Raw genomic sequence first — 23115 nt, forward strand, 5'->3', positions numbered from 1 at the left:
CACCCTCGGGTGGCGTTTTTTTTGGTACGGGGAGCGGTGCGAATGCCGGAGTGGCTGGCGGTACTGGTCGGCGGGACCCTGGGTGGCATGGGGCGCCTGGCGCTCGGCAACCTGGTGGGACGCCGGCTAGGGAGCCACCTGCCCTGGGGCACCCTGGCGGTGAACGTCAGCGGCGCCCTGGCCATGGGTCTGCTGGCCGCCGCCCTCGGCCTGCCCGGCGACCCGCTCGGCGAGGTGACGCCGAGCACCACCTGGGCGCTGCTGGGGGCCGGCCTGCTGGGCGGCTACACCACGGTCTCCTCCTTCAGCCTGCAGACCCTGAGCCTGTGGCAGCAGGGGCGCGCCACGGCGGCCGCCGGCTATGTGTCGGCGACCCTGCTCGCCGGCCTCGCCGCCCTGGCGCTGGGCGCCTGGCTGGGCGGGGGCCTGCCGTGAGCGCCTGGCGTGGCTATGCGGTGGTGGGGCTGGGCAGCGGCCTAGGTAGCCTGTCCCGCCACCAGCTCGGCGTGTGGCTCGCCACCCCCGGCTTCCCCTGGGCGACCCTGGCGGTGAACCTGCTCGGCTCGGCGCTGATCGCGCTGTTCGCCGCCTGGGCCGCCCATCGCGAGCATGGCCGGGTGGCGCGCTGGCAGCCCTTCCTGGTGGCCGGGTTCTGCGGCGGCTTCACCACCTTCTCGCTGTTCGGCCTCGAGACCCTGGCCCTGATGGGCCAGGGCCGCGCGGCGGCGGCGCTGGGCTATGTGGCGCTGAGCCTGGTCGCCTGGCTGGGGGCCGCCTGGGCCGGCGACCACGCCGGCCGGCGGCAGGCCGCCCGGCGTCCCTGATCCCGTTGCCTCTCCTCAGCCACGCTCCTTGCCCTTGCGGCCCTTCTCGCCGGTGGCCTTGGCTTCGGCCTCGGTCGTGGTCGGCTCGCCGCGCGGGAAGTGCTCGCGCACCAGCGCCAGCAGCCCCTGGGTAGAGGGGTCGAAGTCGCCGGCGTTGGTGTCGATGCGCTCGCTGATCTCGCCGGCGATGCGCTTGCCCAGTTGCACGCCCCACTGGTCGAAGGAGTTGATGTTCCAGATCACCCCCTGGACGAACACCTTGTGCTCGTAGAGCGCGATCAGGGCGCCGAGGTTGCGGGGCGTCAGCTCGTCGAGCAGCAGGGTGCTGGAGGGGCGGTTGCCCGGGCAGCTGTAGGGGTCCAGGCGGCTGTCCTGCTGGCTGCCCTCCATGAAGGCGTTGGCCTGGGCCAGCATGTTGGTGAGCAGCGCGAAGTGGTGCTCCTCGACGCCGGGCTCGGGCTTTAGCGAGGCGATGAAGTCGATGGGCACATAGCGGGTGCCCTGGTGGAGCAGCTGGAAGAAGGCGTGCTGGCCGTTGGAGCCGGTCTGTCCCCAGACGATGGGCCCGGTCTTGTAGTCCACCGGGTGGCCGAAGATGTCCACCGACTTGCCGTTGGACTCCATGTCGAGCTGCTGGAGGAAGGCCGGCAGCTGATGCAGCGCCTGGTCGTAGGGGACGATCGCCTGGGTCTCGGCGCCCACGAAGTTGATGTACCAGATGCCGATCAGCGCCATCAGCACCGGCATGTTCTCCCGGAAGGGCGCGGTGAGGAAGTGCTGGTCCATCTCGTAGGCGCCTTCCAGCATCTCCATGAAGCCGTCGTAGCCGATGGACAGTGCGATGGGCAGGCCGATGGAGGACCACATGGAGTAGCGCCCGCCGACCCAGGCCCAGAACTCGAAGACATTCTCCTCGCGGATGCCGAACTCGGTGGCCGCCTTCTTGTTGGTGGAGGCGGCGACGAAGTGGGCGCCCACGTCGGCGTCCGGGCCGGCGTTCTCCAGGAACCAGCGGCGCGCCGTCTTGGCGTTGAGCAGGGTCTCCTGGGTGGAGAAGGTCTTGGTGGAGACGATGAACAGGGTGGTGGCCGGGTCGAGGCGGCGTAGCACCTTCTGGATATGGGTGCCGTCGACGTTGGAGACGAAGTGGAAGCTGAGCTCCGGGTGGCGGTACTTGAGCAGCGCCCGGCTGGCCATGTTGGGGCCCAGGTCCGAGCCGCCGATGCCGATGTTTACCACGTCCTTGATGCGCTCGCCGCTGTAGCCCTTCCACTCGCCGCTGCGCACCGCCTCGGAGAAGGTGCGGATCTGCTCGCGGGTGCTCTGGATCTCCGGCATCACGTCCTGGCCGTCCACCATCAGCGGCCCCTTGCCGAGATTGCGCAGGGCGGTGTGCAGCACCGGGCGGTCCTCGGTGACGTTGATGATGTCGCCGGAGAACATCTGGGCGCGACGCTGCACCAGCGCCGAGTGCTCGGCCAGCTCGATCAGCTTGTCGAGTACGGCATCGGAGAGCTGGTGCTTGGAGTAGTCGAGGAACAGGCCGCCCACGCGCAGGCTCATCCTGTCGAAGCGCTGCGAGTCGGCGGCGAAGTAGTCGCGGATGCGGTCGTTGGCGGTCTGCTCATGCAGGCGCTTCAGGGCCTGCCAGGTCACGCTGCGGGTCAGCTGGAACATCGTCGGCCTCGTGTCGTTGTCGGTGGTGGGGGGCTTCAGTCGGTGGTGCGGTCCGAGACCCAGGCCCCGGCGTCGGGGATGGTCATCGTGTAGGGTTGGTCGAGCCAGGGCGAGCCGAGCAGGAAGTCGGCGCTGGCGGCGTTGCAGGCCACCGGCAGGTTCCACAGGGCCGCCAGGCGCAGCAGCGCCTTGACGTCCGGGTCGTGGGGCTGGGGGGCGAAGGGGTCCCAGAAGAAGATCAGCAGGTCGAGGCGCTGCTCGCTGATCAGCGCACCGATCTGCTGGTCGCCGCCCAGCGGGCCGCTCATCAGCCCCTGCACCGGCAGCGACAGCGCCTTCGCTATCCGCCCGGCGGTGGTGCCGGTGCCGACGAGCTCGTGGCGGGCCAGGGTCTCGCGCCAGCGGCCGGCCCACTCGAGCAGCTCCGCCTTCTTGCCGTCGTGGGCGATCAGGGCGATGCGCTTCCTTGCCGGCAGGGTGCGGGTCACGGTGCGACGCGGTCGGGACTCGCTCATGGTGTCATACCCCCAGGATCTTCATGGTGTTGGTGCCGCCATGGGCGTTCATCTCGTCGCCGCGGGTGAGGATCACATGGTCGCCCGGCTCGGCGATGCCCTTCTCCACCAGCAGCGCCAGGGCGCAGTCGTTGAGCTCCTCGGCCGTCATCTCGCTGGTGTCGAAGGGCAGCGAGACCACCCCGCGGTAGAGCGCCATGCGCCGCTGGGCGATGGCGCTGTGGGCCAGCCCGACGATGGGCAGCCCCGAGCGGATGCGCGAGGCGATCAGCGGCGTGTAGCCGGTGGAGGTCATGCAGGCGATGGCCGCCACCCCGGAGAGGTGGTTGGCGGCGTACATGGCGGAGAGCGCGATGGTCTCGTCGATCTGGGTGAAGCCCTCGTGAATGCGGTGGCCCGACTCCTGGGCGACCTTCTCGCGCTCGGCGCCCAGGCAGACCCGGTCCATGGCCTCCACGGTCTCCACCGGGAAGTCGCCGGCGGCGGTCTCGGCGGAGAGCATCACCGCGTCGGTGCCGTCGAGCACGGCGTTGGCGACGTCGAACACCTCGGCACGAGTGGGCAGCGGCGCCTCGATCATCGACTCCATCATCTGGGTGGCGGTGATCACCGCACGGTTCAGGGTACGGGCGCGCTTGATGATGCGCTTCTGCATGCCGATCAGCTTCTCGTCGCCGATCTCCACGCCGAGATCGCCGCGCGCCACCATCACCGCCTCGCAGGACTGGATGATGCCGTCCAGGGTCGCCGCGTCGGCCACCGCCTCGGCGCGCTCGAGCTTGGCCACCAGGCCGATCTCGCGGCCGGCCTCGCCGAGCAGGTCGCGGGCCTCGGCCATGTCGGCGGCGCTGCGCGGGAAGGAGACGGCCAGGTAGTCGACGCCGATCTCGACCGCGGTGGCGAGGTCCGCGCGGTCCTTGTCGGTCAGCGCCGGGGCCGAGAGGCCGCCGCCCTGCTTGTTGATGCCCTTGTTGTTGGAGAGCCGCCCGCCCACCGTCACGGTGGTATGGATCTCGCGCCCCTCGACGCCGCTGACGTCGAGCACCACCCGGCCGTCGTCGAGCAGCAGGCGGTCGCCGGGGGCGACGTCGTCGATCAGTTGCTTGTAGTCGCAGCCGACCCGCTCGCGGGTGCCGGCGTCGCTGGCCAGCGCCATATCGAGGATAAAGGGTTCACCCTCGACCAGTTCCACGGCCCCCTCGGCGAAGCGAGCGATACGGATCTTGGGCCCCTGCAGGTCACCCAGGGCGGCGACGCTGCGCCCCTGGCGAGCGGCGATCTCGCGGACGCGGGTCAGGCGCTGGCGGTGGTCGTCGGCCGAGCCATGAGAGAAGTTGAGGCGCACCACGTCGACGCCGGCGGCGATCATCGCCTCGAGCACCCCGTTGCGGTCGCTGGCGGGGCCCAGGGTGGCGACGATCTTGGTGCGCCGGATGGGGTCGTGGATCGGCTGTGTCGACATCGAGTGCCTCCTTCGCTGCAGTTGTAGTGTGGCGACAAGGGTAGCGCCTTGTAGGTAACTTTACTACATTCAGGCCGGCCGGGCGTTGCCGGCACGGCCGCTCCGCAGGCCCCATGATCGTTAGGAAGTGAACCGATGTCATAGCTCGCGAGCGCATGGGTGGCGGGCATCCGGTGGCTCGATATGTTGTAAAGTTACTAAAAATTTCTTGAGCCCGTGATCACTTTGCGTCACATTATGGGCCATCGTCAGGCGCCGCAGGCTGCCATGCCGGCCTCGCCCCCTTCGCGAATCTCGTTCGTGAACCCCGGGCCGGATTCCCCGCCGGCGGGCTCGACCGGAGACTCACAGGACCCCACGGGAGGAGAGAGCACCATGCCGCTCAAGATCGCCATCAACGGCTTCGGCCGTATCGGCCGCAACGTGCTGCGGGCCCTTTTCGAGAACGGCTACCGCGATCGCGTGCAGGTCGTGGCCATCAACGACCTCGGCGACCCCGCCCTCAACGCCCACCTGCTGCGCCACGACACCGTGCACGGTCACTTCCCCTTCGCCGTCGACCACGACGAGGAGAGCCTGAGCGTGGATGGACAGCGCATCGCCACCCTCTCCGAGCGTGACCCTGCCGCCCTGCCCTGGGCGTCGCTGGGCGTCGACCTGGTGATGGAGTGCACCGGCCTGTTCACCAAGCGCGAGGCGGCGGCCAAGCACCTCGCGGCCGGCGCCGGCCGGGTGCTGATCTCCGCGCCGAGCCCCGATGCGGATGCCACCGTGGTGTATGGCGTCAACGAGGACGTGCTCACCGCCGAGCATCGGGTGGTCTCCAACGCCTCCTGCACCACCAACTGCCTGGCCCCGGTGGCCAAGGCGCTCAACGACGCGGTGGGCATCGAGAATGGCCTGATGACCACGGTGCATGCCTACACCAATGACCAGAACCTCTCCGACGTCTATCACAAGGACCCCTACCGGGCCCGCAGCGCCACGCACTCGATGATTCCCACCAAGACCGGCGCCGCCGCCGCGGTGGGCCTGGTGCTGCCGGAGCTCGCCGGCAAGTTCGACGGCCTCGCCGTGCGGGTGCCGGTGATCAACGTCTCGCTGGTGGACCTGACCTTCACCGCCGGTCGTGACACCAGCCGCGAGGAGATCAACGCCATCGTCGCCGAGGCGGCGAAGGCCTCCCCGGTGCTGGCGGTCAACGCCCGGCCGCTGGTCTCCATCGACTTCAACCATGACGCCCACTCCTCCACCTTCGACGCCAACCACACCCGGGTGAACGGTCGCCTGGTGAAGATCATGGCCTGGTACGACAACGAGTGGGGCTTCTCCAACCGCATGCTGGATACCGCCCTGGCGATGCAGGCCGCCGCCGGCTGAGATCGATCCGACGGTACCCGCAGAGCAACGCCGGGGCGGCTGCCGCCCCGGCGTTGGTGTTTCTGGCGCCCGCCAAGCGCCCTCGGCGCCTGTAATGCGCCTCGGCCCCGGGCGCTACGGCAGCCGCCAGCGCTCCGGGCAGGCATCGCTGGGCAGCAGCCACTGGGCGGTGCTGGCGGTGGCCTTCTCGGTGACCACGGGCAGGTCGCCGACCAGCGCCTGGCGCAGCGCGGCGTCGGGGTGGCGCAGGGTGAGCAGGGTCAGCCCGCAGGTCTCCTCGACCCGGTAGGCCTCCCCCAGGTCGTCGAGCAGTTCCCGGCACGCCCGGGGTCGGGCGTCGATGGCCAGGCGCAGGCGCATCGCCTCGCACTCGAGGAAGTTGGCATGCAGGCCGTGGCGGGCCAGGTGGCCAAGCACCTCGCCCAGGCACCCCTCGTCCATGAAGCGGAAGTCCGCCGGGCGGATGTCCAGCAGGCGCTGGTCGTCGCGCAGGATGCAGGCGGGGACGCGGTCGCCGTCGCCGGGCTCGGGGCCGATGCGGCTGGGGGTGGCCTCGGGCTCCAGGAAGGAGCGCACGGTGAGCGGGATCGCCTTGCGCTGCAGCGGCGCCAGGGTGCGCGGGTGGATCACCTTGGCGCCGTGCCAGCTCTGCTCCACCGCCTCGGCGTAGCTCAGGCGTTCGAGCTGTCGGGCGTTGTCGACCCGGCGCGGGTCGGCGTTGAAGACCCCGGGCACGTCCTTCCAGATGGTCAGCCCCTCGGCATCCAGGCAGTGGGCCAGGATGGCGGCGCTGAAGTCGGAGCCCTCGCGTCCCAGGGTGGTCATGGCGCCCGCCGCGGTGGCGCCGATAAAGCCCTGAGTGATCAGCAGCCTCTGGTCCCTCGTGGCGAGGGCGGTCAACCGTGCACAGGTCTCGTCCCAGACGATGCCGGCGGCCTGGTGGCGGTCGTCGGTGACGATCAGCTCGCGGGCGTCGCACCAGCGGGTGGCGAGGCCGATCTCGTCGAGCCAGGCGGCCACCAGGGTGGTGGAGAGCAGCTCGCCGAAGCCCACGGTGTGGTCGTAGTGGACGGGATAGGGGGCGTCGCGGTGGCGGCGGTGGGCGGCATCGAGCGCCGCCAGCAGCCGCTCCAGGTCGGCGGCGACGGGGGCGTCCGTGCCGAACAGCGCCGCCGCCACGCCCAGGTGGTCATCGCGGAGCGCCGCCAGCCGCTCGCGGTAGCCCCCGCTGTCGTCGCCCCGGGCGGCGTCGAGCAGCGCCTCCAGGGCGTTGGTGGTCTTGCCCATGGCGGAGACCACCAGGGCGCGGGGGGGCGGCACCTGGCGGGTCAGCAACTCTCCCAGGTGGCGGATGGCATCGGCGTCCCGGATCGAGGCGCCGCCGAACTTGTAGACCTCCGGCATCGCGGACTCCCTGTGCGGTGGCTTTCCTCCACCTTAGAGGCCGCGACGGCGGCGGTGAAGGGCCAGGGGTGTCGCGCCGGCACGAAAAAGCCCCCGAGTCGGGGGCTTCAGGCGGCGGGGGGCAGGGCTCAGCTGAGCCGCTGCATATAGTCCACGTAGCCGAAGGTCCTGACCGTGCGCACCTCGCGGCTCGCCTCGTCGATGCGACAGATCGACGGCAGGCGGATGCCGTTGAAGGTGGTGGTCTTGACCATGGTGTAGTGGGCCATGTCGGTGAACACCAGGCGGTCGCCGATCTCGAGCGGGGCGTCGAAGGAGTAGTCGCCGATCACGTCGCCGGCCAGGCAGGTCATGCCCCCCAGGCGGTAGGTGTGGGCCTTCTCCTGCGGCTCGCCGCCGCCGATGATCTGCGGCCGGTAGGGCATCTCCAGCACGTCGGGCATATGCGCGGTGGCGGAGGTGTCGAGGATGGCGATGGGGCCGTCATTGTCGACGATATCCAGCACCGAGCAGACCAGGTAGCCGGTATTCAGCGCGATCGCCTCGCCCGGCTCCAGGTAGACGGTGAGATGCGGATGGCGCTCCCGGAAACCGCGAATTACCCGCACCAGCCGCTCGACATCGTAGTCGTCGCGGGTGATATGGTGGCCGCCGCCGAAGTTGACCCACGCGAGGCCGGCCAGGTAGTGGCCGAAGCGCGCCTCGAAGGCCGCCAGGGTCGACTCCAGGTCGTCGCTGTTCTGCTCGCACAGGGTGTGGAAGTGCAGCCCCTCGAGGCCGTCCATCACCTCCGGGGTGAGGTCCCGGGCCCGGGTGCCGAGCCGTGAACCCGGGGCACAGGGGTCGTAGAGCGGCACCGCGCCGGTGGAGTGCTCCGGATTGACCCGCAGCCCGCAGGAGACCCGGCGGGGAGCGCCCGCGATGGTCTCGCGGAAGCGCCGCCACTGGCCCGGGGAGTTGAAGCTGAGGTGGTCGGCGTAGCGCAGCACCACCCGCATCTCCTCCTCGGTGAAGGCCGGCGAGTAGCAGTGAACCTCGCCGCCGAAGGTCTCGGCGCCGAGGCGTGCCTCGTCCTGGCCGCTGGCCGTGGTGCCCACCAGGTACCGGCGCACCAGCGGGAAGGTGTCCCACATGGCGAAGCCCTTCAGGGCCAGCAGGATGCGGGCCCCGCTGCGCGCCTGGACCTGCCCCAGCAGCTCCAGGTTCTTGCGCAGCAGGGCATCGTCCACCACATAGGCCGGTGAAGGGCAGGCCATAACGTCGAAATTGAGATCGAAGCCCAGGCCCTGCTCGCGTGCGTTCGCCATGGGTCAGGCCAGGGGGTCGTGGTCGGGGTCGAGCTCCACCACCTGCCACGGCAGGCCCATCTCGCCGATGCGCGCCATGAAGGGGTCGGGGTCGAGCTGCTCGACGTTGAACACGCCGTCACCCTTCCAGATGCCCTCCAGCATCAGCATGGCGCCGGTCACCGCCGGCACGCCGGTGGTGTAGGAGATCGCCTGGGACTGGACCTCCTCGTAGCACGCCTGGTGGTCGCAGATGTTGTAGATATGCACCTTGCGGCGCTTACCGTCCTTGATGCCGTCGGCGATGATGCCGATGTTGGTCTTGCCCTTGGTGCGCGGGCCCAGCGAGGCCGGATCGGGCAGCACCGCCTTGAGGAACTCCAGCGGGGCGATCTCGGCATCGCCCACCTTGATCGGCTCGATGGAGGTCATGCCGACGTTCTCGAGCACCTTGAGGTGGGTGATGTACTTGTCGGAGAAGGTCATCCAGAAGCGGATGCGCTCCAGGCCCTTGATGTTCTGGCTGAGGGACTCGAGCTCCTCGTGGTAGAGCAGGTAGAGGTCCTTCTCGCCGATGCCGTCGAAGTCGAAGGTGCGCTTCACCGCCAGCGGATCGGTCTCCTTCCACTCGCCCTTCTCCCAGTAGCGACCCTTCGCGGTGATCTCGCGAATATTGATCTCCGGGTTGAAGTTGGTGGCGAAGGGGTAGCCGTGGTCGCCGCCGTTGGCGTCCAGGATGTCGATGCGATGGATCTCGTCGAACAGGTTCTTCTGGGCGTAGGCGCAGTAGATGTTGGTCATGCCCGGATCGAAGCCGCAGCCCAGGGTGGCCATGTTGCCCGCCTTCTTGTAGCGCTCCTGGAAGGCCCACTGCTCCTTGTACTCGAACTTGGCCTCGTCGGGGTGCTCGTAGTTGGCGGTGTCCAGGTAGGGCACGCCGGTGCGCAGGCACGCCTCCATGATGGTCAGGTCCTGATAGGGCAGGGCCACGTGGATCAGCACGTCGGGCTTGAACGACTCGATCAGAGCGACCAGTGCCTCGACGTCGTCGGCATCCACCTGGGCGGTCTGGATCGGGCGATCCAGCTGATCGGCGATCGCCCGGCACTTGGCCTCGTTACGGCTGGCCAGCAGGATCTCGTCGAAGACCTCGGGATGCTGGGCGCACTTGTGGGTCACCACGCCGCCGACGCCGCCGGCGCCGATAATCAGGACTTTGCTCATGGGTAGGAATCCAGATCGGGTAGAGAGTAAGTGTCTTGGCCTCGCCCGGCCGCCCCGGCAGGGGGCCGGCGAGTGGGCGCTGATGATGGCGCCCCTTGAGGCTGGCCGCAAGGGATTTTCGCGTCAAGCCTGCGACCTTGGTCGTAGCGCTGCTGCCGATGCCTTCGAGGCCTCTCGGTCCCGCCGTTTAGAGTGAAAGGAGCCATTCACGGCAAGGCGCCACGGGGCGGAATCGCCCCGTGGCGCAGCGGCTTGCCGGGACCTCAGCCCTGCCTGGCCAGGTAGCCCTCGGTGAGCGCCACCCAGTAGGCCGCACCGATGGGCAGGATCTTCTGGTTGAAGACGTACTCGGGGTGGTGGACGAAGGGGGTGTCGCCGTTGCCGAGGAAGCAGTAGGTGCCCTTCTTCTGCTGCAGCATGAAGGCGAAGTCCTCGGAGCCGAGATAGGTCGGGCCCTCCTCGAACACGGTCTCTTCGCCGAAGGCCTCGCGGGCGATGGCAGCCGCCTTGCGGGTCTCCTCGGGGTCGTTGGTGAGCACCGCACCCGGCACGCCCTCGCGGATCTCCGAGGTGCAGCCGAAGGACTCGCTCTGCTGCTGCACCAGGCGGCGGATGTTGCCCAGCACCATCTCGCGATCCTCGGGGGTGGTGGTACGGATGGAGAGGCGCAGGATGGCGCTGTGGGCGATCACGTTGCCGGCCTGGCCGGCCTGGAAGGCGCCCACGGTGACCACGGCGCGGTGGGCCGGGGCCACGTTACGGGCGACCACGCTCTGCAGCGCCATCACCAGGGAGGAGCCGGCGACCACCGGGTCGATGGCGTGCTCCGGGAAGGCGCCATGGCCGCCCTTGCCGGTGATCTCCACCTCCCAGTTGTCCACCGCGGCCATGGTGTCGCCCTCGGTGAAGTAGAGCTTGCCGAGCTCCAGCCCCGGCATGTTGTGCATGCCGAACACCGCATCCATCGGGAAGCGCTCGAAGAGGCCGTCGGCGATCATCGCCGGGCTGCCCTCCATGGTCTCCTCGGCGGGCTGGAAGATCAGGTGCACGGTGCCGTCGAAGTTGCGAGTCTCGGCCAGGTGCCTGGCGGCCGCCAGCAGCATGGCGGTATGGCCGTCGTGGCCGCAGAGGTGCGAGACGCCGGCAGTTTCCGAGCGATAGTCCAGATCATTGCTTTCCTGGATCGGCAGGGCGTCGAAGTCGGCGCGCAGGCCGATGGCCTTGTCGCTGTCGCCGACCTTCAGCGAGGCGACGATGCCGTGCTTGCCGATGCCGGTCTCGATCTCGTAGGCGCCGAAGCTGCGCAGGGTCTCCTCGATGTACCTGGCGGTCTGCGACTCCTGCATGGAGAGCTCGGGGTGACGGTGGAGGTGTTCGAACCACTCACGGAGCTGGGTTTCGTTCTGTTGGAGTTCCTTGACGATGGCATTCATGTCGCTTTCCCCTTCAATCTATAGTCACTTGACTCACGAGTCGGTTGGCGGTTCGCCGGTCATCCGGCGAACCGGTGTGGCATCAGGCGTTGTCTGCCGGGCGGCCCTTGGGGATCGTCAGCACGATCGAGGCGATGGCGACCAGCAGCATGATCAGCATGAACAGCAGGGCGAAGAAGGCGCCTTCCCGAGAGGCCAGGTTGGTCTGGTTGCCGACGAAGCTGATCACCCCTTCGATCCAGCGCACGCCGGCGTTGTTACCGGCGATGGCGGTGTAGATCGCCGAGGAGATCGCCACGCCGAAGGAGGCGCCCATGGAGGAGGCCATCTTGTAGATGCCGGCGCCGGCGCCGGACTGGTCGGCGGGCAGGTTGGAGAGCGCCGCATCGGTGGAGGGAGTGGCGTAGAAGGCCAGGCCGACGCCGAACAGGGTGAAGGAGATGACGGCGAGGATCTTGTAGCTGCCCAGCATCAGGTTGGTGGGCATCAGCAGCATGATGGCCATGCCGACGATGTAGCAGCCCCACAGCATCGGCTTGCGCGGGCCGAAGCGCTGCAGCAGCTTCTCACCGACGCGGATGAAGGCGAGGATGGAGATCGCGTAGCCGAGCGTCAGCAGGCCAGCCTCCTGGGCCGAGATCCCGCCCCCCTGCTGCAGCACCAGCATGGCGACGATGATGATGCCGGCGGTGGCGTTGAGCAGCATGTTGGAGATGGTGGCGCCGGTGTAGGTGCTGTTGCGGAACAGGCGGAACTGCACGAAGGCGTTGGGGTTGCCGGATTCGACCTTGAAGAAGAGGGCGCCGAATACCAGGGCGATGGCCATCAGGCCCAGCGAGGCCATGCTGGTCCAGCCGAACTTGCTGCCCTGGGTGGCGAGCACCTGAAGGGCCACCATGGTCACCATGAAGGTGATGACACCCACCAGGTCGAACTTGTAGGCGCCCTTGTTCTCGGCCTTGGACTCAGGAGTGCCACGCACCATCAGCATGCCCACCACGGAGAGGCCGGCGGCGATGATGAAGATCCAGCGCCAGCCGACATTCTGGGCCATCAGGCCACCGAACAGCGCGGCGAAGCCGGAGCCGCCCCAGGAGCCCATGGACCACAGGGAGATGGCGCGCTGGCGGCCGGCGCCTTCCCAGTACTCCTTCACCAGCGCCAGGGACGCCGGCATGATGAAGGCGCCCGAGAGGCCCTGGCAGATGCGTCCCACCATCAGGAAGCTGCTGCCCAGCGAGCCCGTCGGGGCGAGGCCGATCAGCAGCGAGCCGACGATGGAGAAGATGAAGCCCCACATCACCGTCTTGACGCGGCCGATGCGGTCGGCGAGGCCGCCGACCACGACGATGAAGATACCCGAGAAGAGGGCCGTGATGGACACCGCGATGTTCATCAGCGTCTGGTCGACCCCCAGGTCGGCGGCCATGGTGGGGGCGATGTTGAGAGTGGTCTGGGCGAACAGCCAGAAGGCCAGGACGCCCAGGATGATGCCGTACAGCAGTCTGTCGGTACCCTGGTAGGTGGTAGCGGGTTGGGTCATGACGACGATCCTCGTTTGGCTCGCTCAAGGCCGCACCGGTGGCGGAACGGCCGCGAAGGAGCAGTGAAGGGAGCGAGTCGGATGCTTCGGCTCGAACCGGGCTGCTCTTGCGATCAGGCTAAGATAGTTGCATTTTGAGAACATTGACCAGGGTCAATAGTTGGTTTTCTGGTTTGACTATCATCGGGGCATGCCCTGCTGAGGACGCGGTGTCGCCGGCCGACGGCGGACTGGGTGCTGCCAACATCAGCATAGTCATGAGGAGGAGGGGGTGATGGCAAAACCGTTCAGTGGCGAGAGGTTGACCTTTCGCCTCGACATCCTGGCGCAGGAGGCGATCCGCGCCAACGACCATATCTTCCAGGAGAGGGTGGGACTCAAGGTACATGAGGTGCGGGTGCTGCGGATCATCGGCCAGAACCCGGGCATCACCTTCGTGGAGCTCTCCTGGCAGGCCCGCATGGAGCGCAGCCTGACCTCCCGCATCATCCAGCGGCTCATCAAGCAGGAGCTGGTGAGGCGGGAGAACGACCCGTCGGATGCGCGCCGCTTCCGGCTGTTCACCACGGCAGAGGGAGACGACAGGCGGGAGGTGGCCAGGCGGCTCTCGGACGACCTCGAGCAGGTGCTGCTGGCGCCTCTGGAAGAGGCCGAGGCGCATCAGCTGGATGCCCTGCTGGCGCGCCTGGCGGAGTGGATCCGCTCGGAGGAGTACGAACGCAAGCTGTCGGGCTTCGAGAGCGACAGTGGCTCGGCGCAGGAGTAGCCCGCGGGTGGCAAGGCATGGGGCCACTAGAGGAAAAAAGCGGTGACGTCATCGCCAAATATCATAAGGAAAGGCGGCAACCTTGATCAGTGTCATGGCCGCTCTCCGCCGCTTCGGTTACGCTTAGCAAACTAATTTATTAACGGTGCATTAAGGCGTGGGCGCTGACGCACGCCGATTCCGAGCCGTGTGACCGATGAGGGGGCGATATGGCAGAGGTCAAGAACGAATCAAGGGCCGGGGGCAAGCGGCGGGAGTGGCTTGCCTTCCTGTTTGTCACGGCGGTGGTGGTGCCGCTTCTCACCATCGCGGTCGTGGGCGGCTACGGCTTCGTGGTGTGGATGCTGCAGGTCTTCGTGCTGGGCCCACCCGGACACGGCGGTTGAGCCCCTGCTGACTGAGAGAGACGAGACATGAAGATCATCGCGACCCTGTGGAATACCCTGAAGAAGCCCCCGGTGCATATCAGCCTGGGAGTCATCATCATCGTCAGCTTCGTCGCCGGCATCGTGTTCTGGGGCGGCTTCAATACCGCCATGGAGTACACCAACACCGAGGAGTTCTGCGTCAGCTGCCACGAGATGGAGGACAACGTCTACCAGGAGTTGCAGACCACCGTGCACTGGTCGAACCGCACCGGGGTGCGGGCCATCTGCTCCGACTGCCATGTGCCCCATAACTGGACCTCCAAGATCGCCCGCAAGATGCAGGCGAGCAAGGAGGTCTGGGGCGCCATCTTCGGCACCATCGATACCCCCGAGAAGTTCGAGGCGAAGCGCCTGGAGCTGGCCCAGCACGAGTGGGCGCGCTTCAAGGCCAACGGCTCCCTGGAGTGCCGCAGCTGCCACGACTACAACAGCATGGACTGGGACAAGATGTCCGACGAGGCGCGGCGCTTCATGGAGCCCGCCGCGGAGCGCGACCAGAGCTGCATCGACTGCCACAAGGGGATCGCCCACAAGCTGCCCGAGCAGATGGGCAGCGAGGACCCGATGCTGGCTCGCCTGGTGCGGGAGGCCACCTCGGTCAGCCTGGACGAAGGGCAGCGGTACTACAGCGCCAAGTCCGTGGATCTCTTCACCGACCCGGAGCTCACCCAGCGTGCCGGCGTGCTGCAGGTGGCCACCGGGGTCAACATCGTCGACACCCAGGGCGACAGCGTGAAGCTGGAGATCCCCGCCTGGCGCAAGGAGAAGGGCTTCGGCCGGGTGCTCTACGAGGACTTCGGGCAGAACATCGGCAGCGCCGTGCTCAACAAGGACATCGCCCAGGATGACGCCCTGATCGAGGTCCAGGAGACCGATGTGGTCGACGAGATGACCGGCCTGCCCTGGGGCAGGGTGAACGTGGCGCTGTGGGCCGAGAAGGGGGTCTATCTCGAGAACCGTGAGGCGCTCTGGGAGACCGCCGGGCAGACCTACCGTGATGCCTGCAGTGTCTGCCACACCGAGCCGGCCCCCGAGCACTTCGATGCCAACACCTGGCCGGCGATGTTCTCCGGCATGGTGGGCTTCACCAACATGAGTGCAGGCACTCAGGAGCTGGTGCTCAAGTACCTGCAGATGCACTCCTCCGACTATGCCGAAGGCGCCCACTGATAGGCCCAAGGAGCTCCCATGACTATCAGCCGTAGAAGTTTCCTCAAGGGGGCCATGGCCGGCTCCGCCGCCTCGCTGATCGGCCCCGGGCTGCTCACCACCGCCGCGGCGGGGGTGACCGAGCAGGGCGTCTGGAAGACGGCCGGCTCCCACTGGGGGGCCATGAATGCCCTGGTGAAGGGGGGCAAGGTCGCCGAGGTGAAACCGTTCGGCGCCGACCAGTACCCCACCGAGATGCTCAATGGCATCAAGGGGCTGATCTACAACCCGTCGCGTGTCCGTTACCCGATGGTGCGCCTGGAGTGGCTCAAGAACCGCCACAACGGCGACCGCACCACCCGGGGCGACAACCGCTTCGTGCGCCTCACCTGGGACGCGGCCCTGGACCTCTTCCATGAGGAGCTCGAGCGTATCCAGACCGACTACGGTCCCTGGGCGCTCTACGCGGGGGCCACCGGCTGGCGCCAGACGGGCCAGGTGCACAGCTGCGGCAACCATATGCAGCGTGCGGTGGCCATGCATGGCCACTTCGTCAAGAAGGTGGGCGACTACTCCACCGGGGCCGGGCAGGTGATCCTGCCCTATGTGCTCGGCTCCACCGAGGTCTACAGCCAGGGCACCTCCTGGCCGCTGATACTCGAGAACAGCAAGACGGTGGTGCTGTGGGGCAACGACCCCTACAAGAACCTGCAGGTGGGGTGGAACTGCGAGACCCACGAATCCTATGCCTACCTGGAGCAGCTCAAGGCCAAGGTGGCGGAGGGCAGCATCCGGGTGATCAGCGTGGATCCGGTGCGCACCAAGACCCAGAAGTACCTTGGCTGCGAGCAGCTCTACATCAACCCGATGACCGACGTGGCCTTCATGCTGGGCATGGCGCATACCCTCTACAACGAGGGGCTCTACGATCAGGAGTTCATCGATGCCTATGCGCTGGGCTTCGACGACTTCATCGCCTATGTCCAGGGCGAGGCCGAGGATGGCGAGGTCAAGACGCCAGAGTGGGCCGAGGCGATCTGCGGCGTGCCCGCCGAGCGGATCCGCGAGTTCGCGCGCCTGCTGGCCGCCGACCGCACCCAGCTGCTGTTCGGCTGGGCGATCCAGCGCCAGCAGCACGGCGAGCAGCCCTACTGGATGGGGGCCGTGCTGGCCACCATGCTGGGGCAGATCGGCCTGCCCGGTGGCGGCATCAGCTACGGTCACCATTACAGCTCCATCGGTGTGCCCTCCTCCGGGGCGAGCGCCCCGGGTGCCTTCCCGCGCAACGTGGATGCCGGCAAGACCCCGGAGCATGACAACACCGACTTCCAGGGCGCCACCTCCACCATCCCGGTGGCGCGCTGGATCGACTGCCTGCTCAACCCCGGCCAGACGATCCAGTACAACGGCGCCGAGGTCACCTTCCCCGATATCCGCATGTGCGTCTTCAGCGGCTGTAACCCCTGGCACCATCACCAGGACCATAACCGCATGAAGAAGGCGTTCCACAAGCTGGAGACGGTGGTCACCATCGACTACGCCTGGAATGCCACCTGCCGCTTCTCCGACCTGGTGCTACCGGCCTGCACCCAGTTCGAGCGCAACGATATCGACATCTACGGCTCCTACTCCAACCGTGGCGTGCTGGCCATGCACAAGCTGGTGGACCCGCTGTTCCACTCGCGCAGCGACTTCGACATCTTCACCGACCTCTGCCGGCGCTTCGGGCGTGACGAGGAGTATCGCCAGGGCCTGGACGAGATGGGCTGGGTCAAGAAGCTCTACGACGAGTGCCGCGAGGCGAACAAGTCGTTCGTTCCCGCTCCCACCGGCGACCAGTCGACCTTCTCCATGCCCGAGTTCACCCAGTTCTGGAAGGAAGGCTATGTCGACTTCGGCCCCGGCGAGAACTGGGTGCGCCATGCCGACTTCCGCCAGGCCCCCGAAGTCAACGCCCTGGGGACCCCCTCCGGCTTCATCGAGGTCTCCAGCCGCAAGATCGACCGCTATGGCTACGATGATTGCCGCGGCTACCCGACCTGGATGGAGAAGGCGGAGCGCTCCCATGGGGGGCCCAACTCCGACCGCTACCCGTTGTGGTTGCAGTCGGTGCACCCCGACAAGCGGCTGCACTCCCAGATGTGCGAGTCCGAGGAGCTGCGCGCCACCTACGCGGTGCAGGGGCGTGAGCCGATCTACCTGAGCCCTCAGGATGCTGAGCAGCGTGGCATCCAGGACGGCGACCTGGTGCGGGTCTACAACGACCGCGGCCAGCTGCTGGCCGGGGCGGTGGTCTCCGACGACTTCCCCCCGGGGGTGGTGCGCCTCCAGGAGGGCGCCTGGTACGGCCCGGTAGGGCCGGAGATCGGGGCGCTGGACACCTATGGTGACCCCAACACCCTGACCCTCGACCTCGGTACCTCCAAGCTGGCCCAGGCACCGAGCGCCAACACCTGCGTGGTGGAGATCGAGCGCTTCGAGGGCGAGGCGCCCGCCGTCACCGCCTTCGGTGGCCCGACCCTGGTGGAGATATGAGGGAGTCACTGGCATCGTCCGCCGCCGCCGATTCGCAGACGGGGGGCGGCGCCCCGCTCGACGGGGCATCGGAGGGCCTGCTGTGCCGCTGGCTTTCGACCCTGCTGGGTGCCGAGCTGGATGAGCCGACCCTGGCGCGCTACCGCCAGGGCGAGGCCGCGCCCCTGCTGGGCTACCTGTGTGAGGCCCACGGGCTGGATGAACAGGCGGGTCGCATCGAGGCGGCGCTGTCCCGGCTGGTGATGTTCACCACGCCCCGGCTGGAGCTGGCGGCCGACTTCGCCGAGCTGTTCCTGGCCGATGCTCGCAGCGGGGCGCCGCCCTACGCTTCCCTGTATCTCGACGAGCGCCAGGGCTTCCTCGGTGCCCCGGCGGAGCGCATGGAGGCGCGACTGGCCGAGGCGGGTTTTGCGGTCAAGCGTGAGGTGGGCGAGCCCGCCGACCACCTGGCGGTGATGCTCGACTACCTGGGCCATCGCCTGGAGCGCCTCGCCGAGACCGAGGGCGCCGAGGCTCTGGCGCTGCGTCGGGAGCTCGCCACCTTCCTGGAACACGAGCTCTGCAGCTGGTTGCCCAGGCTGGTGGCCAGGAGCGCCGAGGTGAGGACCGCCAGCGACCTCTACCCGGCGCTGCTGGCGCTGACCGAGGCCTACTGTCGGCGCCTGGCCGAGCGCCTAAGGCTCGCGTGAGGATAGGTGCTGGCGTCTCGGGGGCGGGGCCTTGGGGGTACCGGGAGGTGGTGTCATCGATGTGCCCCCGGATGTACCCCCATTCACGCGGGGAAAGCGAAGGATGAGACGCTGGCTCCAGACACAAGAAAGGGGCCCTAAGGCCCCTGTTCATGCGGTTTCTGGCGTTCCTGAAAACTCCTGAAACCTGTAGGTGGTGGAGGCGGCGGGAATTGAACCCGCGTCCGCCAGCACGCGCCCATTGGCTCTACATGCTTAGATTCCGTCTTTTGCTTTAACGCCTCTGGCTCCGACGGTCAGGATCCAGCGACGCGATTCCTCTTAAGTTTAACGACCGGCATGAGGACGCTACCGATCGCGATCCCATCAGTCTTGGCTCGTATCCCCTCCGTGATGAATGGGCACATCACTTCGGGGCCGGGCTAGAAGCTAGCAGTTTTTACGCTGCCAGCGCGCCCTGAGCGTAGTTGTCGTCGTTTGCGACTATTTAGTCGTGATGTTGGATTTACGAGATACATCACGCTCTCGGCATGCACCGCAGGGGTTGTCACCGGCGTCGAAACCATGTCGCCCCCTCAATCGGCATCCTAACAGGATGTCGGAACTTATGACAGATCAGCCGCGGTTTTGTTCCCGCATGATGCGGCCCTTCTGACGCTGCCAGTCGCGGTCCTTCTCGGTGGCGCGCTTGTCGTGCAGCTTCTTGCCGGTCACCAGCGCCAGCTCGCACTTCACCCGGTTGCCCTTCCAGTAGAGCTTGAGTGGCACGCAGGTGTGCCCCTTGTCCTGGGTGCGCGAGAAGATCCTGGCGATCTCCTTGCGGTGCAGCAGCAGCTTGCGGGTCCGCGTCGGGTCGGCGACCTCATGGGTGCTGGCGGTGTTGAGCGGCATGATATGGCTGCCCAGCAGCCACGCCTCGCCGTTCTTGACCAGGATATAGGTGTCGGTGAGCTGGGCCTTGCCGGCGCGCAGGCTCTTGACCTCCCAGCCGGCCAGCACCAGGCCCGCCTCGAAGGTCTCGTCGATGTGGTACTCGAAGCGCGCCTTCTTGTTCAAGGCGATGACGTTGCTGCCGGGCCCCTTGCCCTTGCCTTTCTTGTTGGCCATGAAACCTCGTATCGTGTCCTTGCCCGTGGCGGCTCCCCTCCACATGGGGGGAAGCGTGGTACCATTCAAGGCCTGAAGATGACGGCTCATGATACGCCCTGGGCACCGTGAAGTCAGCGAGGAGCGCAATGCCAACGGTCAACCGAACCGCCATGGTGCGGCACACCCCCCAGGACATGTTCGACCTGGTCAACGACTTCGAACGCTATCCGGAGTTCCTGCCAGGCTGTCGCCGTGCGCGGCTGGTGGAGCGCGACGAAGCGCACCTGGTGGGGGAGATGACCCTGGGCCGCGCCGGCATCGAGCAGAGCATCATGACCCGCAACGACCTGATCGAGCCGGAGCGTATCGAGATGTCGCTGGTCAGCGGCCCCTTCAAGCGCCTGCGTGGCCGCTGGCTGTTCACGCCCATGGGCGAGAGCGCCTGCAAGGTGAGCCTGGAGATGGAGTTCGAGTTCGCCAACCGCCTGATCGGCATGGCCTTCGGCAAGCTCTTCCAGCAGGTCGCCGGCCAGCTGGTGGACGCCTTCACCCGCCGCGCCGACGAGCTCTACGGACGCTGAGCCATGGCCGAGATCGATATCGAGGTGGCCTTCGCCCTGCCCGGGCGCCAGCGGATCATACCCCTGCGGGTACCGCTGGGCACCTCCGCCCGCCAGGCCGTGGCGCAGGCCGACCTGCCGGGGCTCTTCCCCGAGGTGGACCCGGCGACCTTCGCCGAGGCCGACCTGGGTCTCTTCGGCCGGCGGCTGCGGGAGCCCGACACCCATCGGCTGCGCGCGGGAGACCGGGTCGAGGTCTACCGGCCGTTGATCATCGATCCCAAGGCCGCCCGCCAGGCGCGCGCTGCCGCCAGACGCTGACGCCCCGCCGGGCGTGGCCGCGGCGGGGCGTCAGGGTGGATTCAGGCTGGTGCGTCGAGGCTCAGCGCTGGTCGGCGGGGGCCGCATTGGGGGTGACCAGCGGGGTGGTGGTGGCCCCGTCGGGCAGCGGGGCGCCCTCGCTCGGCGTCATCTCGATCTCGCCCTCGAGCTCCCCCTCGCGCTGGATGTTGACCAGGCGATTGCCGTCGAAGGTCAGCGTGACCCGGCGCCGCTCGACGCCCGCGTAGGCCTTGTCCAGATAGAAGAGGTAGTCCCACTGGTCGGCGTCGAAGGGGGCCTCCAGCAGCGGGCGACCCATCACGTAGATGACGTCGTCGCGGGTCATGCCCGGGCGCAGCTGCTCGACCATTTCGGCGGTCACCAGGTTGCCCTGGGGAATGTCGCGCTTGTAGACGCCGAAGTAGCTGCAGCCGCTGGCCAGCACCAGGGCGGCGGTAAGGGTGACGATTCTGGTCAACTTTTGCATTTGCGCCTGTTCTTCACTATCGTGGTTTCGGTCGATCATACCCGACCCTACCCGATACTGCGAAGAGCGACCATGGCCGACCAGAACCATGAATTACGCAAGGCCGGTCTGAAGGTGACCCTGCCCCGCGTGAAGATCCTGCAGATCCTGGAGAACGCACAGGGCGAGCATCACATGAGCGCTGAGGACGTCTACAAGACGCTCCTCGATGCCGGCGAGGATGTGGGCCTGGCCACCGTCTACCGGGTCCTGACCCAGTTCGAGACCGCGGGCCTGGTGGTGCGTCACAATTTCGACGGCGGCCATGCCGTGTTCGAAATCTCCCAAGAGGAGCACCATGACCATATGGTGTGCCTGGAGAGCGGCGAGATCGTCGAGTTCTTCGACGAGCTGATCGAGCGCCGCCAGCAGGAGATCGCCGAGGAGCACGGCTACGAGCTCGTCGACCACGCCCTGGTGCTCTATGTGCGCCCGCGCGGCTCCAGCGTCACCCGCCAGGACGGCCCGCCCCGCAAGTAGCGGTCACCGCCCTGACTGGCCTGCACGACGGCCCCGATCATCGATCGGGGCCGTCGTCGTCTGGGGGCATCGCCAGGAGGGGGAGGGGGGCCTGGTGCCTAGTGGTGGGGGCGCTGGCTGGCGTCGAGCATCTCCCGCGCGTGGGCCAGGGTGCGGTCGGAGAGGTTGACCCCACCGAGCATCCGCGCCAGCTCGCCGACCCGGCCGGCCTCGTCGAGCAGCGCCATGCGGGTCAGGGTGGTATCGCCCTCGGCCTGCTTCTCGATATGCAGGTGGCGGTGGGCCTGGGCGGCCACCTGGGGCAGGTGGGTCACGGTCATCACCTGGCCCGTCTCGCCCAGGCGGCGCAGCAGCTGGCCGACGATCTCGGCGGTGGCGCCGGAGACCCCCACGTCGACCTCGTCGAACACCAGGCTGGGGATGGTGGAGTGGCGTGCCGCCACCACCTGGATCGCCAGGCTGATCCGCGACAGCTCGCCGCCGGAGGCGACCCGCGCCAAGGGGCGCGCCGGCTGCCCCGGGTTGGCGCTGATCAGGAAGCGCACGGCGTCGAGCCCCTCGGCGGCGGGCGCCTCGCGTTCGCTCACCGCGACCTCGAAGCGCGCCTTGCCCATGGCCAGGAAGGCGAGCTGCTCCTGCACCGCCTCGCCGAAGCGCCCGGCGGCCCGGCGACGCGCCTCGCTTACCTCACGGGCCAGGCGCTTCCAGCGCTCGCGCAGCGCCTCCACCTCGGCGGAGAGGGCGTCGAGGTCCTGGTCGCCCTCGTCCAGCTGTTCCAGCTCGGCATGCAGCGCCTGGTGGCGCGCGGTGAGCTCCTCGGGCATCACGTGGTGCTTGCGCGCCAGGCGATGCACCTCGCCCAGGCGCGCCTCCACCCAGGCCAGGCGCTCGGGGTCGAGCTCGGTGTCGGCGGCCAGGTGGGTGAGTTCCCGGGCCGCCTCCTCGACCTGGATGCGCGCCTCGCCCAGCATGGCCAGTGCCTCGCCCAGGCGCCCGCGCTCGCAGCCTGGCAGCGCCTCGAGCCGGCCGATCGCCCGGGTGAGCAGGCTGACCGCGCCGCCCTCGTCGTGGTCGCAGCACTCGGCGGCGGCCTGGGTCTCGCGCAGGCGCTCCTCGGCGTGGGCCAGCTCCTCCTGCTCCTCCTCCAGCGCCTTGAGCTCGCCCTCGGCCAGCGCCAGCTGGTCGAGTTCCTCGACCTGGTAGCGCACCAGCTGGCGGCGGGCGGCCTGCTCGTCGCCATCCTCCGCCAGGCGCTTGAGCCGGCGGCGGGTGGCCTGCCAGGCGCGGAAGGTCTCGGCCATCTCGGCCACCGCCTCGCGCTGGCCGGCGAAGTCGTCGAGCAGGCGCAGGTGGGTCTCCTCGCGCAGCAGCTGCTGGTGGGCGTGTTGGCCGTGCACCTCGATCAGGTGCTCGCCCAGTGCCTTGAGGTCGGCGACGGTGGCGGGCTGGCCGTTGATCCACGCCTTGGAACGGCCGTTGGCGCCCACCACCCGGCGCAGCAGGCAGTCGTCATCGGGCAGCTCGCGCTCGGCCAGCCACTCGCGGGCCCGGGGCAGGGCGGCGATGTCGAAGCGTGCGGTGAGGTCGGCGCGCTCGCACCCGTGGCGCACGCTGGCGGCATCGGCGCGTTCGCCCAGGCACAGGCCCAGGGCGCCGAGCAGGATCGACTTGCCGGCACCGGTCTCGCCGGTGATGGCGGTCATGCCGCCGGCAAGCTCCAGCTCGAGGTGATCGACGATGGCGAAGTCGCGTATGGCAAGTTCCGTCAGCATGCTGCCTCCCCGGTTCGGCCGCCTGGGATACCTGGTCATTCATACATGATGT

General features: G+C 68.0%; 22 protein-coding genes and 1 other RNA gene. 11 read left to right on the forward strand and 12 right to left on the reverse strand.

Annotated features, from left to right (window positions below; translation table 11 throughout):
- The first annotated feature begins 42 nt into the window (after nt 1–42).
- Together BLP95_RS10770 and BLP95_RS10775 are read left to right on the forward strand one after the other, a co-directional pair.
- Nucleotides 43–435, forward strand: a complete 393-nt coding sequence (locus BLP95_RS10770) for a CrcB family protein (protein WP_089679142.1) — start codon at nt 43–45, stop codon at nt 433–435.
- Nucleotides 432–824, forward strand: a complete 393-nt coding sequence (locus BLP95_RS10775) for a fluoride efflux transporter FluC (protein ID WP_089679145.1) — start codon at nt 432–434, stop codon at nt 822–824. The genes BLP95_RS10770 and BLP95_RS10775 overlap by 4 nt, the downstream gene beginning before the upstream one ends.
- 15 nt (nt 825–839) lie before the next feature.
- Here the strand turns inward: BLP95_RS10775 and pgi are convergent, their stop codons facing one another.
- From pgi to pyk, 3 genes are read right to left on the reverse strand one after another with little or no spacing between them, the layout of a single operon-like run.
- Nucleotides 840–2501, reverse strand: coding sequence for a glucose-6-phosphate isomerase (gene pgi, locus BLP95_RS10780; protein WP_089679148.1), 1662 nt, complete (start codon nt 2499–2501; stop codon nt 840–842).
- A 35-nt stretch (nt 2502–2536) separates the two neighbouring features.
- Nucleotides 2537–3016 (reverse strand): methylglyoxal synthase, encoded by a 480-nt coding sequence (locus BLP95_RS10785; RefSeq protein WP_089679150.1) that lies wholly within the window; start codon nt 3014–3016, stop codon nt 2537–2539.
- Nucleotides 3017–3020: 4 nt separating this feature from the next.
- On the reverse strand, nt 3021–4478 hold the full coding sequence (gene pyk, locus BLP95_RS10790) for a pyruvate kinase (RefSeq protein ID WP_089679153.1): 1458 nt from the start codon (nt 4476–4478) through the stop codon (nt 3021–3023).
- Nucleotides 4479–4853: 375 nt separating this feature from the next.
- On the opposite strand from pyk, the gene gap reads away from it, so the two are divergent.
- Nucleotides 4854–5858: a type I glyceraldehyde-3-phosphate dehydrogenase gene (gap, locus tag BLP95_RS10795; RefSeq protein ID WP_089679154.1), complete on the forward strand. Its 1005-nt coding sequence runs from the start codon at nt 4854–4856 to the stop codon at nt 5856–5858.
- 114 nt (nt 5859–5972) lie between these two features.
- Here gap and BLP95_RS10800 read toward each other — a convergent pair whose 3' ends face one another.
- The 5 genes from BLP95_RS10800 to BLP95_RS10820 all read right to left on the reverse strand — a co-directional run bounded on the left by BLP95_RS10800 (nt 5973) and on the right by BLP95_RS10820 (nt 12748).
- Complete coding sequence (locus BLP95_RS10800) at nt 5973–7262, reverse strand: aspartate kinase (RefSeq protein ID WP_089679156.1); 1290 nt, start codon at nt 7260–7262, stop codon at nt 5973–5975.
- Between the two features lie 128 nt (nt 7263–7390).
- Complete coding sequence (gene nspC, locus BLP95_RS10805) at nt 7391–8569, reverse strand: carboxynorspermidine decarboxylase (RefSeq protein ID WP_089679159.1); 1179 nt, start codon at nt 8567–8569, stop codon at nt 7391–7393.
- 3 nt (nt 8570–8572) lie between these two features.
- Nucleotides 8573–9772, reverse strand: a complete 1200-nt coding sequence (locus BLP95_RS10810) for a saccharopine dehydrogenase family protein (RefSeq protein WP_089679163.1) — start codon at nt 9770–9772, stop codon at nt 8573–8575.
- 263 nt (nt 9773–10035) lie between these two features.
- Entirely contained in the window at nt 10036–11205 is a 1170-nt protein-coding gene (locus BLP95_RS10815) for a M20 aminoacylase family protein (protein WP_089679167.1), read from the reverse strand.
- 82 nt (nt 11206–11287) lie between these two features.
- Entirely contained in the window at nt 11288–12748 is a 1461-nt protein-coding gene (locus BLP95_RS10820; protein WP_089679170.1) for an MFS transporter, read from the reverse strand.
- A gap of 274 nt (nt 12749–13022) precedes the next feature.
- Between BLP95_RS10820 and BLP95_RS10825 the strand changes: the two genes are divergently transcribed.
- The 5 genes from BLP95_RS10825 to torD all read left to right on the forward strand — a co-directional run bounded on the left by BLP95_RS10825 (nt 13023) and on the right by torD (nt 18315).
- Nucleotides 13023–13514, forward strand: coding sequence for a MarR family winged helix-turn-helix transcriptional regulator (locus tag BLP95_RS10825; protein WP_089679173.1), 492 nt, complete (start codon nt 13023–13025; stop codon nt 13512–13514).
- Between the two features lie 209 nt (nt 13515–13723).
- Nucleotides 13724–13900 (forward strand): periplasmic nitrate reductase, NapE protein, encoded by a 177-nt coding sequence (locus tag BLP95_RS10830; RefSeq protein WP_089679176.1) that lies wholly within the window; start codon nt 13724–13726, stop codon nt 13898–13900.
- Between the two features lie 27 nt (nt 13901–13927).
- Complete coding sequence (gene torC, locus BLP95_RS10835; protein WP_089679179.1) at nt 13928–15112, forward strand: pentaheme c-type cytochrome TorC; 1185 nt, start codon at nt 13928–13930, stop codon at nt 15110–15112.
- A gap of 18 nt (nt 15113–15130) precedes the next feature.
- Entirely contained in the window at nt 15131–17626 is a 2496-nt protein-coding gene (gene torA / locus BLP95_RS10840; RefSeq protein ID WP_089679182.1) for a trimethylamine-N-oxide reductase TorA, read from the forward strand.
- The gene (gene torD, locus BLP95_RS10845) at nt 17623–18315 is read left to right on the forward strand and encodes a molecular chaperone TorD (RefSeq protein ID WP_089679185.1); all 693 of its coding nucleotides are present in this window, start codon (nt 17623–17625) and stop codon (nt 18313–18315) included. The genes torA and torD overlap by 4 nt, the downstream gene beginning before the upstream one ends.
- A gap of 194 nt (nt 18316–18509) precedes the next feature.
- Here torD and ssrA read toward each other — a convergent pair.
- Nucleotides 18510–18890: a transfer-messenger RNA gene (gene ssrA / locus BLP95_RS10850) on the reverse strand.
- Between the two features lie 40 nt (nt 18891–18930).
- Nucleotides 18931–19422, reverse strand: coding sequence for an SsrA-binding protein SmpB (gene smpB / locus BLP95_RS10855; RefSeq protein WP_089679188.1), 492 nt, complete (start codon nt 19420–19422; stop codon nt 18931–18933).
- 128 nt (nt 19423–19550) lie between these two features.
- On the opposite strand from smpB, the gene BLP95_RS10860 reads away from it, so the two are divergent.
- Together BLP95_RS10860 and BLP95_RS10865 are read left to right on the forward strand one after the other, a co-directional pair.
- Entirely contained in the window at nt 19551–19985 is a 435-nt protein-coding gene (locus BLP95_RS10860) for a type II toxin-antitoxin system RatA family toxin (RefSeq protein WP_089679191.1), read from the forward strand.
- Nucleotides 19986–19988: 3 nt separating this feature from the next.
- Nucleotides 19989–20285, forward strand: coding sequence for an RnfH family protein (locus BLP95_RS10865; RefSeq protein ID WP_089679194.1), 297 nt, complete (start codon nt 19989–19991; stop codon nt 20283–20285).
- Between the two features lie 61 nt (nt 20286–20346).
- On the opposite strand, the gene BLP95_RS10870 is transcribed toward BLP95_RS10865, so the two are convergent.
- The gene (locus BLP95_RS10870; protein ID WP_176760273.1) at nt 20347–20772 is read right to left on the reverse strand and encodes an outer membrane protein assembly factor BamE; all 426 of its coding nucleotides are present in this window, start codon (nt 20770–20772) and stop codon (nt 20347–20349) included.
- 72 nt (nt 20773–20844) lie between these two features.
- Between BLP95_RS10870 and fur the strand changes: the two genes are divergently transcribed.
- Entirely contained in the window at nt 20845–21291 is a 447-nt protein-coding gene (fur, locus tag BLP95_RS10875) for a ferric iron uptake transcriptional regulator (protein WP_023005325.1), read from the forward strand.
- A gap of 98 nt (nt 21292–21389) precedes the next feature.
- Here fur and recN read toward each other — a convergent pair whose 3' ends face one another.
- On the reverse strand, nt 21390–23063 hold the full coding sequence (gene recN, locus BLP95_RS10880; RefSeq protein ID WP_089679200.1) for a DNA repair protein RecN: 1674 nt from the start codon (nt 23061–23063) through the stop codon (nt 21390–21392).
- Between the last annotated feature and the right edge of the window lie 52 nt (nt 23064–23115).

The organism is Halomonas shengliensis, assembly GCF_900104135.1.
GTDB lineage: Bacteria > Pseudomonadota > Gammaproteobacteria > Pseudomonadales > Halomonadaceae > Halomonas > Halomonas shengliensis.